The sequence below is a fragment of the Streptomyces sp. CA-278952 genome (assembly GCF_028747205.1).
In the GTDB taxonomy this organism is placed as follows: domain Bacteria; phylum Actinomycetota; class Actinomycetes; order Streptomycetales; family Streptomycetaceae; genus Streptomyces.
In genome coordinates this window covers 3,701,848-3,714,097 of the sequence record NZ_CP112880.1, presented here as the reverse complement: position 1 = coordinate 3,714,097, position 12,250 = coordinate 3,701,848, and the positions used below count along the sequence as shown (strand labels likewise).

The following is a 12,250-nucleotide window of genomic DNA, read 5'->3' as shown; positions in this document are numbered from 1 at the left end:
GATGGACGGCCGTCGACGCAATCCGTACCAGCTGACCGATGAGACACCGGTGTACGTGATCTCGATCGCGGCCCAGCTCTCGGGCCTGCACCCGCAGACACTGCGCCAGTACGACCGTCTCGGCTTGGTCTCCCCGGACCGTACGGCCGGGCGCGGCCGGCGCTACTCGGCCCGCGACATCGAGCTGCTGCGCACCGTGCAGCAGCTGTCGCAGGACGAGGGCATCAACCTCGCGGGCATCAAGCGGATCATCGAGCTGGAGAACCAGGTCGCGGCCCTCCAGCAGCGCGTCGCCGAGCTCTCGGCGGCGGTGGACGGCGCGGCGGTCGCCCTCCAGCAGCGCGAGGCCCAGGTGCACGCCTCGTACCGCCGGGACCTCGTGCCGTACCAGGACGTGCAGCAGACCAGCGCGCTGGTGGTCTGGCGGCCGAAGCCGAAGCGGCCGACGGACTAGAAGCGGCCGACGGACTGGAAGCGGCCGACGGACTGGAAGCGGCCGACGGACTGGAAGCGGCCGACGGACTGGAAGCGGCCGACGGACTGGAAGCGGCCGACGGACTGGAAGCGGCCGACGGGCCGAGGACAGTCCTTGGCGTCCGGCGGGTCCCTTCGTACGACCATGGGGCCGGGAGGGCGTTCATCCGCTCTCCCGGCCCCTTGGCGTGTGCGGGGCGCGGGGCCTACGGCAGGAACTCGCTGACCGTTTCGACCGCCATCATCCACATCGGCTGGCCCCCGGTCCCGAACGCGGCGGCCAGCGCGTAGCCGATCGCCGCGTCGCGCGGCTGGACGGCGGCCCCGGGCCGCCACTCGGCGAGCACCCGCCGGTCGCCGCCCGAGGAGAAGTCCCCGAGGCGCTTGCCGTTCCGGGTCAGCCGGCTGCTCGGGATCGAGTCGGGCACGAGCCGGTAGGACGTACCCGCGCAGCGGACGTCGACCCGGTAGGAGCGGCGGCGGAGTCTCCCCTTGCCGGGCTTGATCGTCGCTTCCTGGCCGTCCACGGTGAGCGTGAGGCGGCGGGGGTCGCGGGTGCCGATGGCGATGTGGTCGTCGACCTCCGTGCCGGGAGCGCGGGTGAGGACGACGCGGGGAATCCTCTCGCCGCTCACGACGAGCATCTCGCTCTGCTTGCCCGCGAGTTCGACCAGGATCTCCCCGTGGTGGTCGTCCTCGACGGCGGCGGGTATGGGGGTGGTGTCGTGCATCCGGTCTTCGAGGTCCTTCTGTGGCGTGGCGGGAACGCGCCAGGTCGGTCAGGCCTGACGTAGGGAATTCTCGCAGGCGGCAGGGGAGTTCGGGATTCCACCGGCCGTCGGCCATGTCGCCGGTCGTCCGCCACGGAGTGCTTCATGCTCCGGGCTGGGAGTTGAGCGCGTGATCGGGGCCTGATTCCAGGATTCCGGACCGTGCGATCAAATAGCCGAGCTGGGCGCGGCTGTTGCTGCCGAGCGCGACGCTGAGTTTGGCGATGTGCGACCGGCAGGTGCGTACGTTCATGCCGAGGCGGCGGGCGATGGCCTCGTCGACGTGGCCCTCGACGAGCAGTTTGGCGATCGAATGTCTCACCCCGGAGATGCCGTCCGTCGTGGAGTCGTACGGAATCTGTTCCTGGAGGGGTACCGCGCGGTGCCAGAACTGCTCGAAGACCTTGGCGAGGTACTCCACGATGCCGGGGTGTCGCAGCTCAAGGGCTACGGTGCGGTCGTCGGTGGCCGGTATGAAGGCGACGGTGCGGTCGAAAATCATGAGCCGCTCTATCAGCTCTTCGAGTGTTCGGATCTCCACCTTGCTCTCGGCCATTCGGGCCGCGTAATTGAGGGTTCCGTGGCTGTGGCGGACGGTGTGCTGATAAAGGGTGCGCATGCCGACGCCACGTTCCGTGAGCATCTTGCCGCGTTCCATGGCGATGGTGAGCGCGTTCTCGCTGCGCCCGCCGCCCGGCTGAATGGTGAGGACTTCCGAACGGCACTCGGCGAGGGCGAGTTCGATCGAGGCGTTGATGCGGCCGATGCCTTCGAGGACCGTGATGGCGTGTGTGGTCGGCGGAGCCTGGGCACTGATCGCCATGAAGGGCTCGAACGCCTCGGTGAGCTCCACCGAGAGCCGCCTTCGCTCCTGGATCTCCCGCTCGATCGGGTGGAGCCGCTGTGTGAGCGCCGCGGACGGCGGCACCGGCCGCAGCCAGGTGGGGTCGTCGGGATCGGGATGGAGCAGGGCGAATTCCAGCAGACAAGGGGCGTCCTCCGCCTCGACGCGAGCTATTTTGCCCACGCTCAGCGCACTGGCGTAGAGCCGTGCTCCCTCGTCACACAAGGCACTAACCGAGTGGGGATGTACCGCTTTGGTGCTGTCTGTGGTCAATTCTCCACCCCCCAGGAACATGAATCAGCAGGAACATGATGCATCGCTTCTGTGGCGTTGACGTGCCTGGATGGGCCATCGTCTTGTTCTGCGGGGGAGAGGAAACCTTGGAAGTGAGGACGAAGCCCATCATGAGTAACAAAACGCTTCGCTCGGTGCTTGCTGTTGCCTTCTCCTTTGGGCTGACGACCGGGGCGCTGAGTGTTCTTGACCTCGTTGAGGGCGGCGTGACCCACGGTACGGGCGGCGCACAGGTGCAGGCCGCTCCGCCTCCGGACCTGGCCTGGGACTCGATGCCCGCACGGACGACGGGGGCGGAAGCAGCCCCCGGGTCGCTGCTGGAGAACGCCCCTGCAGCACGGGGCCGGGTATGAGCACCCCGCCGGACGACCGCACCTTCCGGCGCGAGATGGCGACCGCCTATCGCTCAGGGTGGCATTTCATCGATCTGCTCACGGCACTCCCCCGCCGTGGCGACTCGTTGATGGTCACCCTGTTCGGAGAGCCGGTCGTCGTGGTGATGGAAGAGGACGAGGACGTCCGCGCCTATCGCTGTCTCCGTCGGCCGCGCGGTGCGCCGCAGCCGGTCCGCTGTGCCGTCAGGTACGGCATGATCTTCGTCAATCTCGATCAGCGGGACCACGAGCTGTTCGACGCAGAACCCCTTTCCGCCACCCCCCGCAGTGCCTGAGCGATTCCCCCGTCGTCACCTATCGCTCCGGCGCTTCCCCCACACAGCGGCGCCACCGTGACCTGAACACGGTGGCGCCGTTGTGCTGTCCCCGTACGGGGGCGGCGCCCGGGGGAGCCGGGGGTCAGGCCTTGCCGAGCGCCCGGTCGAGGGTGATCTCGATGACGACCCGGGTCGGGTTGATCCGCGGGGCGCGGCCGTAGCGCGCCTCGTGACGGGCTTCCGCGTCCGCGACGGCCTCCGGCTCCGTCCGGATGACCGCGAGGCCCTCCAGGGTCGCCCAGCGGGCCCTGTCGATCTGGCAGACGGCCACGCGTGCCCCGCCGTGGCCGGCGGCCCGGATGTTGGCGACCTTGCGGCTGCCCCCGTCGGTGATCACGCGCGCCACCCCGGCCTCCGGGTCGTACGTCACGCACACCGGCACCACGTGCGGCGTGCCGTCCGGGCGGGGGGTCGTCAGGGTGGAGAGGTGGCTCTCGCGCCAGAACGCGACGTATGCGGGAGTGGGGTGGTGTACGTCTGCCATGGGGGCAGCGTACGAGGCCGGTCCCCGCGTGCCCGCAGCGCGTGCGCACAACGCCTTGAGTGGAATAGACTCAACTTTGTGTACGTTAATTGAGTCAACGAAGCACGTACGACCCACCAGCTGCGAGGAGGAGTAACCACACGTGGACGCCGAGCTGACCAACAAGAGCCGGGACGCCATCAACGCGGCCACCAGCAGGGCCGTGAAGGACGGGCACGCCGATCTGACCCCGGGGCACCTGCTCCTCGCGCTGCTGGAGGGTGAGGACAACGAGAACGTCATTGACCTGCTCGCCGCCGTCGAGGCCGACCAGGCCGCGGTGCGGGGCGGGACCGAGCGGCTGCTCGGGGGCCTGCCCAGCGTCACCGGCTCCACCGTCGCCCCGCCGGCGCCCAACCGCGAGCTGCTGGCCGTCATCCAGGACGCCGCCCAGCGGGCGCGGGAGCTGGGCGACGACTACATCTCCACCGAGCACCTGCTGATCGGCATCGCGGCCAAGGGCGGCCGTGCCGGTGAGATCCTCGACGGGCAGGGCGCCAGTGCGAAGAAGCTGCTGGCCGCTTTCGAAACGAGCAGGGGAGGGCGCCGGGTGACCACACCCGACCCGGAGGGCCAGTACAAGGCCCTGGAGAAGTTCGGCACCGACTTCACGGCCGCCGCGCGCGAGGGCAAGCTGGACCCGGTCATCGGCCGCGACCAGGAGATCCGCCGCGTCGTGCAGGTGCTGTCCCGCCGGACGAAGAACAATCCCGTGCTCATCGGTGAGCCCGGCGTCGGCAAGACCGCCGTCGTCGAAGGTCTCGCCCAGCGCATCGTCAAGGGCGACGTTCCCGAGAGCCTGAAGAACAAGCGGCTCGTCTCGCTGGACCTCGGCGCGATGGTCGCCGGCGCGAAGTACCGCGGCGAGTTCGAGGAGCGCCTGAAGACCGTCCTCTCCGAGATCAAGGAGAGCGACGGCCGGATCATCACGTTCATCGACGAGCTGCACACGGTCGTCGGCGCGGGCGCCGGCGGCGACTCCGCCATGGACGCGGGCAACATGCTCAAGCCGATGCTGGCCCGCGGCGAGCTGCGCATGGTCGGCGCGACGACGCTCGACGAGTACCGCGAGCGCATCGAGAAGGACCCCGCCCTGGAGCGGCGCTTCCAGCAGGTGCTGGTCGCCGAGCCCTCCGTCGAGGACACCATCGCGATCCTGCGCGGGCTCAAGGGCCGTTACGAGGCCCACCACAAGGTGCAGATCGCGGACTCGGCGCTGGTGGCCGCCGCCACCCTCTCCGACCGTTACATCACCTCCCGCTTCCTCCCCGACAAGGCCATCGACCTCGTCGACGAGGCGGCCTCCCGGCTCCGTATGGAGATCGACTCCTCGCCGCTGGAGATCGACGAACTCCAGCGCTCCGTCGACCGGTTGCGCATGGAGGAGCTGGCACTCAAGAACGAGTCCGACCCCGCCTCCAAGCAGCGCCTGGAGAAGCTGCGCCGCGACCTCGCCGACAAGGAGGAGGAGCTGCGCGGCCTCAACGCCCGCTGGGAGAAGGAGAAGCAGGGCCTCAACCGGGTCGGTGAGCTGAAGGAGCGCCTCGACGAGCTGCGGGGCCAGGCCGAACGCGCCCAGCGTGACGGCGACTTCGACGCCGCCTCCAAGCTGCTGTACGGGGAGATCCCGGGCCTGGAGCGGGAGTTGGAGGAGGCCGCCGAGGCGGAGCAGGAGGCCTCCAAGGACACCATGGTCAAGGAGGAGGTCGGCCCGGACGACATCGCGGACGTCGTCGGCGCCTGGACCGGCATCCCGGCCGGGCGGCTGCTGGAGGGCGAGACCCAGAAGCTGCTGCGGATGGAGTCCGAGCTGGGCAAGCGGCTGATCGGGCAGAGCGAGGCCGTGCAGGCCGTCTCCGACGCCGTACGCCGCACGAGGGCCGGGATCGCGGATCCCGACCGGCCCACCGGGTCGTTCCTCTTCCTCGGCCCCACCGGCGTCGGTAAGACCGAGCTGGCCAAGGCGCTCGCGGACTTCCTGTTCGACGACGAGCGGGCCATGATCCGCATCGACATGAGCGAGTACGGCGAGAAGCACAGCGTCGCCCGCCTCGTCGGCGCCCCGCCCGGCTACGTCGGCTACGAGGAGGGCGGCCAGCTCACCGAGGCCGTCCGCCGCCGCCCGTACAGCGTCGTGCTGCTGGACGAGGTCGAGAAGGCCCACCCCGAGGTCTTCGACGTCCTGCTCCAGGTCCTCGACGACGGCCGGCTCACCGACGGCCAGGGCCGTACGGTCGACTTCCGCAACACCATCCTCGTCCTCACCTCCAACCTCGGCTCCCAGTTCCTGATGGACCCCCTGGTCAAGCCCGAGGTCAAGAAGGAGCAGGTGCTGGAGGTGGTGCGGGCCTCCTTCAAGCCGGAGTTCATCAACCGGCTCGACGACCTGGTGGTCTTCTCCGCCCTGTCCGGCGACGAGCTCACGCACATCGCCGGGCTCCAGATCGACCGGCTGGCGAAGCGCCTCGCCGACCGCAGGCTCACCCTGGAGGTCTCGCCGGAGGCGCTGGCCTGGCTCGCCGAGGAGGGCAACGATCCGGCGTACGGGGCACGGCCGCTGCGCCGGCTCATCCAGAGCGCGATCGGCGACCGGCTCGCCAAGGAGATCCTGTCCGGCGAGGTCCGCGACGGTGACACCGTACGGGTGGAGCGGACCGAGGACGGGCTGATCGTCGGCCCCGCCGCGTAGCGGCCTCCCCACGCGCTGTCTGTCAGCTTGTGGCGGATCGGGGCCGCCCGGGCTTGCCATGCCCCGCCCGCCATGGGAGAGGATGGCCGTACTCGTCACGAAGGGAAATAACGGTGAGCATCGATCCGTCCTCGATTCCTAATTTCGGGGGCCAGCCCGAACCGCAGGCGGCAGGACCGGAGGGCCCCGTCGTCCCTGACCAGGACCTCGTCAAGCAGCTCCTCGACCAGATGGAGCTGAAGTACGTCGTCGATGACGAGGGCGACCTCGCGGCGCCGTGGGAAGAGTTCCGGACGTACTTCATGTTCCGGGGCGAGGACGAGCAGCAGGTCTTCTCGGTCCGCACGTTCTACGACCGCCCCCACGACGTCGACCAGCGTCCCGTCCTGCTGGACGCCATCGACGACTGGAACCGCCGCACCCTGTGGCCCAAGGTCTACACCCACGCCCACGAGGGCGAGGAGGGCGAGGCGGGTTCCGTCCGGCTGATCGGTGAGGCGCAGATGCTCATCGGCACCGGCGTCAGCCTGGAGCACTTCGTCTCCTCGACGGTGAGCTGGGTCCGCGCCTCGATCGAGTTCGACAAGTGGCTCGTCGAGCGCCTCGGCATCGAGTCCGCCGAGGACAAGACGGAGGGCGAGGAGCCCGCGGGCGCCTGAACCCACGGCCCACGGCAGCGGCCCGGGCGGCGGTCACCATGACCGCCGCCCGGGCCGTCTCCGTGTTCAGCCCAGCCGGGCCAGGCGCTCCACCGCCTCTTCCAGGACCTCGTCCTTCTTGCAGAAGGTGAAGCGGACCTGGCTGCGGCCGGCCTCCGGATCGTCGTAGAAGACCGAGACCGGCACGGCCGCCACCCCGCAGCGCTCCGGGAGCGCGCGGCAGAAGGCGCCCGCGTCCTCGTCGCCGAACGGGGAGATGTCGGTGGTGATGAAGTACGTCCCCTCCGGCTCGTAGACCCGGAAGCCCGCGGCGCGCAGCCCCTTCGCCAGCAGGTCCCGCTTGCGGCGCATGGACTCCCGGAAGTCGGTGAAGAAGGCGTCGGGCAGGGCGAGCGCCTCGGCGATCGCGTACTGGAACGGGCCCCCGCTGACGAAGGTCAGATACTGCTTCGCCGCGCGCACGGCGGCCACCAGCGGCGCGTCCCCGGTGACCCAGCCGATCTTCCACCCGGTGTACGAGAACGTCTTGCCCGAGGAGGAGATCGACACAGTGCGCCCGCGCATCCCGGGGAGCGCGGCGATCGGGTGGTGCGCCCCCGCGAAGACCAGGTGCTCGTACACCTCGTCGGTGACCACCAGCAGATCGTGCTCCACCGCGAGGGCCGCGATCCCGGCCAGCTCGTCGGGGGTGAGCACCGTGCCGGTCGGGTTGTGCGGGGTGTTCAGGAGCAGCAGGCGGGTGCGCGGGGTGATCAGGGTGCGCAGTTCGCCGAGGTCCGGGCGGAAGTCCGGGGCGCGCAGGGTGAGCGGTACGCGCTTCGCGCCCGCCATGGCGATGCAGGCGGCGTACGAGTCGTAGTACGGCTCAAAGGCGATGACCTCGTCGCCCGGTTCGAGGAGGGCGAGCAGCGAGGCGGCGATCGCCTCGGTGGCGCCGGTCGTCACCAGGACCTCCGTCTCCGGGGACCAGGTCAGGCCGTAGAAGCGTTCCTGGTGGGCGGCGACGGCGGCGCGCAGCTCCGGGACGCCGGGGCCCGGCGGGTACTGGTTGCCGTGCCCGGCGCGCAGCGCCCGGACCGCCGCCTCCCGGATCTCCTCGGGGCCGTCGGTGTCGGGGAAGCCTTGGCCGAGGTTGATGGAGCCGGTCCGCACCGCCAGCGCGGACATCTCCGCGAAGATCGTCGTGCCGAACGCGGCGAGGCGGCGGTTGAGCAGTGGCCGCCCTTCTGCCGGGGTTCCCTGGGTCGCTCGTCCCTGTGTCATGGGCGCCATCCTGGGCCGAAGCTCTGGAGTTGCTCAAGTCCGCTTTGGCGCGGGGCGGGCCGGGGAATCCCCCTGTCACAACAACGGGGAAGCGACGGGGGACCTCGCTTCGGGGGAAGGAAAGGCGGGTGGGGAGCATGAGCGTCTTCACCGCGGTGCTGGTCGCCGTAGTCGTCATCGGAGCACTGCTGGCCGGTCTGCGGGTCACCGGCGGACGCGGACCGGCCAAGCCGCGCGCCGGGCGCCGGCGCTCCGCGAGCGGAGCCTCCGCCGACGGCGGGGGCGGCTCCGGCGGCTGGTGGTCGGGGGGTGACTCCGGCGGCGACGGTTCCGGCGGGCACTCCTGCGGCGGCGGCTCGTCGTGCGGGGGCGGCGGGGGCGGCTGCGGCGGGGGCGGCAGCTGACCGGGCCGCCGGCGCACCGTCACCGAAAGTGACGTGCCGCCGAGCGTCCGGAGGGTGAACTCCCTCCGGACGCTCTTTTGTTGAGCGACGCGGACGTTTTTGGTTGAACAAGTGAACCGGTGGGCCCCCGGTGGGATGGAAACCACGGCAAGTTGGGCGAAAACGCTGTGAGTGGGCGTACTTCGTGATTCCCTCGTGGAAGAGAACAATCAGCCCTCGGACCCCAGTCGGACCAGATCGGGCGCTCCCCACCTCCCACGTGCGGCAACTCGGGGCGTCCTGCTGTCCATGCGTCCATGTGTGTTTGCGGAGCCCACCCATGCTCACCACCCTCCAGACGGCCTATACCGATACCCGCGCCGCCGACCTGGCCTGGATGCTGGGGCGGGAGCCGCTGCCCGCCCTGGCGGTCCTCGATCTCCAGCTCGGCGGCGCCGAACTCCAGTTGAGGCTGCTCGGCGCCTCCCACCAGGTCCTCCTCCAGGAGGACCGCGGCGTCTGCTCCGAGACCGTGGCCTGTATGCCCGGCAGCAGCACCCCCCTGCCCCTCGGCGTCGCGAAGCGGCTCGGGGACTGGGAGTACGAATTCGCGGCGCGCGTCGAGAACCTGACGCAGGGACAGTTTGCCGGGCGCGCGCAGGAGTTGCTCGCCCTGGTGAGCGACCACCCGCACGGCCTGGCGGGCACCTTCCCCGGCAGCCCGTACGCCTTCACCGCGATGCTCGCCCAGCGCACCGAGGGCCAGGTGCGGTGGCGCACCTGGCACGCGTACCCGCAGGAGGGGCAGTTGGTGGTGACCCGGACCAGGGTGGGGGTGCGGATTCCCGTACCCGCGGCCTGACCGGCAGGGACGCGGGGCTCCGGCGCCCGCGGCCTGACCGGCAGGGGCACGGGGCTCCGGCACCCGTGGCCCGACCGGCGGCGGTACTTACACCCGTGTGGGTGACAGGTGGCGATGGCGCGGTGACGTAGCGTTCGCATCATGATCGACCAGCAGATGTCGCTGCGAGGGGGCGCGGCGCGGCTTCCCGTACGGCCGAGGACCGGCCGGTTCCTCGTGCTGGCCGCGGTCTTCGTCTGCGCCGCCTGCGGTCTCGTCTACGAGCTCGAACTGGTGGCCCTCGCCTCCTACTTGATCGGCGATTCGGTCACCCAGGCCTCCGTCGTGCTCTCCGTGATGGTGTTCGCGATGGGCATCGGCTCCCTTCTCGCGAAACGTTTGCGCTGCCGTGCCGCCGTCGGTTTCGGGATGGTCGAGGCGGCCCTCGCGCTGATCGGCGGCTCCTCCGCGCTGGTGCTCTACGCCTCGTTCGCCTGGCTCGGTGACTCGCAGTACGCGCTGGTCGGGTTCTCGCTGGCGATCGGGGTGCTGATCGGCGCGGAGATCCCGCTGCTGATGACGTTGATCCAGCGCGTCGACCGGCAGGACGCGGGCGGTGCCGTCGCCGATCTCTTCGCCGCCGACTACGTGGGCGCGCTGGTCGGCGGGCTCGCGTTCCCGTTCCTGCTGCTGCCGGTGCTGGGGCAGTTGACCGGTGCGCTGTTCACCGGCGCGGTCAACGCGGCGGCGGGCGGCGCGCTGGTTCTGTGGGTGTTCCGGCGCGACCTCACCACGCGTTCCCGGTGGCTCCTCATCATGGTCAACGGCTCGGTGATCGCGGTGCTGGCCACGGCCACGGTGCTGGTCGACGACTTCGAGCGGGCGGCGCGGCGGGCGGTGTACGGGGACCAGGTGCGGGTCGCCGTGCAGACCGGGGTGCAGGAGGTGGTCCTGACCGGCGCCGACCGCGATTCCCTCGACCTCTATCTGGACGGCCGGCTGCGGGTCAGCGCCCGCGACGAGTACCGCTACCACGAGGCGCTGGTGCACCCCGCGATGAACGGGCCCCGCGCCCGGGTGCTCATCCTGGGCGGCGGCGACGGACTGGCCGCCCGCGAGATGCTGCGTTACGCGGATGTCCGCTCGGTCACCGTCGTCGAGCTGGACCCGGCCGTCACCCGACTGGCCCGCACGGACCCCGCCCTCTCCGAGCTGAACGACCACGCCTTCCGCGACCCCCGCGTCTCGGTGGTCGGGGCGGACGCGTTCACCTGGCTCCGGGCCGACCGGGGACGCTACGACGTGGTGATCTCCGACCTTCCGGACCCGGGCATCACCGCCAGTACGAAGCTGTACTCCGCCGAGTTCTACGGGCTGGTCGCCGAGTCCCTGGCCCCGGACGGGCGGCTCGTGGTGCACGCCGGGCCGCTGGGCGCCCGGCCGCGGACCTTCTGGACGGTGGAGGCCTCGGTGCGCGCGGGCGGCCTCGCGACCCGCCCGTACCGCGTCACCGGCCGGTACACGGGCCTCGCCGCGAGCCCCGACCGGGGCGGCGGCGAGGACCGGGAGCGGGAGGACTGGGGCTTCCTCCTCGCCGGACCGGGCGTGGCTCCGCGGCTCGCGCTGGCCCCGGGCGGGCCCGTCCCGCGGTCGCTGGGCGGCCGGGAGCTGCGCGAGGGGGCGCGGGCGGCGGACGACGCCCGGCTTCCCGGGCTGATTCCGTCGACGCTGATCCATCCCCGGTACTGGGAGGACGTGTGAACGCGCCCGGCTTTCGGCGGACGGAAGCGTTTCGGCGGGCGGAAGCGCTGACGTCCGGGCCGGGGCCGATTAGGCTCGGGCTCCATGGAGCATGAGGTGTTCGTTCCGGTTCCCGTCCCGACCCTGCTGCGCACGCTGGGCGATCCCGCCCGGGTCGCCCGCTGCGTCCCCGGCCTCCAGCAGGACGCCGACGCGTCGGCATCGCCCCTGGCGGGCCGGCTGAAGCTGCGGGCCGGCGGCCACACCATCACCTACCGGGGCGAGCTGCGGCTCACCGGCCCGGAGAGAGACCGCTTCTCCGTCACCGGGAAGGGCGTGGAGGCCCGGGGCACCGGTGCGGTCGAAGTGGCCCTGACCATCGGCCTCACGGCGACGGACGGCGGGACGACGATCGCCTACAGCGGCACGGCCGACGGGGACGGGCGGCTGGTCGAGCTGGAGGAGGGCGCGGCGCTCGCGGCCGCCCACCGGCTCCTGGACCGGTTCACCCAGCAGCTGGTGACTGAGTCGCTGGCGGCACGGGAGGACGCGGACGGGGACGGGGACGCGGACACGGACGCCGATGTGGACGCCGATGTGGACGACGCCGTGGCCGCGGAGGGGCTTGAGGGCGACGAGAGCGACGACGACCCCGGGTCCGTGTTCGACTCGCCCGTGCCGCCGCCCTCGCTCGACCCCGTCGCCGGCGTGGAGTTCACCGTTCCGGACGAACCGCCCGCCGAGGCCGCACACGCCCGCCGCACCATGATCGGGCGCAGCGCCGAGGAGGTCGACCACGCGCCCCCTCGGGGCCGCTACGCCCCCGTGCCCTCCCCGGAGGCCGGCGGTGCGAGCACCACCCTGCGGTGGGTCGCCCCCGCCGCCGCCCTCGCGCTCGCCTCCGCCGTGGTGCTGAGCCGGGCGCTGCGACGCCGGAGGTAGCGGTGACCGGTGGCGACGGGCGCCGGAGGCCATGGTCATCGGTGGCGACGGGCGCCGGAGGCCATGGTGATCGGTGGCGACGGGCGCCGGAGGCGGAGCGGGCCAGTAGGGTCGTC

The 12,250-nt window shown here is 71.3% G+C and carries 13 protein-coding genes; 8 read left to right on the top strand and 5 right to left on the bottom strand.

Going from position 1 to position 12,250, the window contains the following annotated elements; all coding sequences use genetic code 11:
- Position 1: 1 nt before the first annotated feature.
- Positions 2 to 454 carry a heat shock protein transcriptional repressor HspR gene (locus tag N7925_RS16580; RefSeq protein ID WP_018960890.1) on the top strand — a complete coding sequence of 151 codons (453 nt, stop codon included), beginning with the start codon at positions 2 to 4 and terminating at the stop codon, positions 452 to 454.
- On the opposite strand, the gene N7925_RS16575 is transcribed toward N7925_RS16580, so the two are convergent.
- From N7925_RS16575 to N7925_RS16565, 3 genes are all read right to left on the bottom strand, one after another.
- Positions 451 to 621 (bottom strand): hypothetical protein, encoded by a 171-nt coding sequence (locus tag N7925_RS16575; protein ID WP_274344296.1) that lies wholly within the window; start codon positions 619 to 621, stop codon positions 451 to 453. The genes N7925_RS16580 and N7925_RS16575 overlap by 4 nt on opposite strands.
- Positions 622 to 680: 59 nt before the next feature.
- The gene (locus N7925_RS16570) at positions 681 to 1,205 is read right to left on the bottom strand and encodes a hypothetical protein (protein ID WP_274344295.1); all 525 of its coding nucleotides are present in this window, start codon (positions 1,203 to 1,205) and stop codon (positions 681 to 683) included.
- Between the two features lie 142 nt (positions 1,206 to 1,347).
- Entirely contained in the window at positions 1,348 to 2,382 is a 1,035-nt protein-coding gene (locus N7925_RS16565; RefSeq protein ID WP_265600374.1) for a helix-turn-helix transcriptional regulator, read from the bottom strand.
- A 349-nt stretch (positions 2,383 to 2,731) separates the two neighbouring features.
- Between N7925_RS16565 and N7925_RS16560 the strand changes: the two genes are divergently transcribed.
- Positions 2,732 to 3,052: a (2Fe-2S)-binding protein gene (locus tag N7925_RS16560; protein ID WP_073768512.1), complete on the top strand. Its 321-nt coding sequence runs from the start codon at positions 2,732 to 2,734 to the stop codon at positions 3,050 to 3,052.
- A 124-nt stretch (positions 3,053 to 3,176) separates the two neighbouring features.
- On the opposite strand, the gene N7925_RS16555 is transcribed toward N7925_RS16560, so the two are convergent.
- Positions 3,177 to 3,578 carry a TIGR03618 family F420-dependent PPOX class oxidoreductase gene (locus N7925_RS16555; protein ID WP_274344294.1) on the bottom strand — a complete coding sequence of 134 codons (402 nt, stop codon included), beginning with the start codon at positions 3,576 to 3,578 and terminating at the stop codon, positions 3,177 to 3,179.
- Positions 3,579 to 3,720: 142 nt separating this feature from the next.
- Here N7925_RS16555 and clpB point away from each other — a divergent pair, with 142 nt between their 5' ends.
- Together clpB and N7925_RS16545 are read left to right on the top strand one after the other, a co-directional pair.
- Entirely contained in the window at positions 3,721 to 6,306 is a 2,586-nt protein-coding gene (gene clpB / locus N7925_RS16550) for an ATP-dependent chaperone ClpB (RefSeq protein WP_265600372.1), read from the top strand.
- A gap of 113 nt (positions 6,307 to 6,419) precedes the next feature.
- Positions 6,420 to 6,965 carry a YbjN domain-containing protein gene (locus tag N7925_RS16545; protein WP_265600371.1) on the top strand — a complete coding sequence of 182 codons (546 nt, stop codon included), beginning with the start codon at positions 6,420 to 6,422 and terminating at the stop codon, positions 6,963 to 6,965.
- A gap of 66 nt (positions 6,966 to 7,031) precedes the next feature.
- On the opposite strand, the gene N7925_RS16540 is transcribed toward N7925_RS16545, so the two are convergent.
- A complete protein-coding gene (locus N7925_RS16540) occupies positions 7,032 to 8,228 on the bottom strand; it encodes a pyridoxal phosphate-dependent aminotransferase (protein WP_274344293.1) in 1,197 nt (398 codons plus the stop codon).
- A 137-nt stretch (positions 8,229 to 8,365) separates the two neighbouring features.
- Here N7925_RS16540 and N7925_RS16535 point away from each other — a divergent pair, with 137 nt between their 5' ends.
- The 4 genes from N7925_RS16535 to N7925_RS16520 all read left to right on the top strand — a co-directional run bounded on the left by N7925_RS16535 (position 8,366) and on the right by N7925_RS16520 (position 12,134).
- The gene (locus N7925_RS16535) at positions 8,366 to 8,632 is read left to right on the top strand and encodes a hypothetical protein (protein WP_274344292.1); all 267 of its coding nucleotides are present in this window, start codon (positions 8,366 to 8,368) and stop codon (positions 8,630 to 8,632) included.
- A gap of 319 nt (positions 8,633 to 8,951) precedes the next feature.
- Positions 8,952 to 9,473 carry a DUF2617 family protein gene (locus tag N7925_RS16530; RefSeq protein ID WP_265600368.1) on the top strand — a complete coding sequence of 174 codons (522 nt, stop codon included), beginning with the start codon at positions 8,952 to 8,954 and terminating at the stop codon, positions 9,471 to 9,473.
- A 141-nt stretch (positions 9,474 to 9,614) separates the two neighbouring features.
- Complete coding sequence (locus N7925_RS16525) at positions 9,615 to 11,213, top strand: polyamine aminopropyltransferase (RefSeq protein ID WP_274344291.1); 1,599 nt, start codon at positions 9,615 to 9,617, stop codon at positions 11,211 to 11,213.
- A gap of 84 nt (positions 11,214 to 11,297) precedes the next feature.
- Positions 11,298 to 12,134: an SRPBCC domain-containing protein gene (locus N7925_RS16520; RefSeq protein ID WP_274344290.1), complete on the top strand. Its 837-nt coding sequence runs from the start codon at positions 11,298 to 11,300 to the stop codon at positions 12,132 to 12,134.
- Positions 12,135 to 12,250 lie beyond the last annotated feature (116 nt).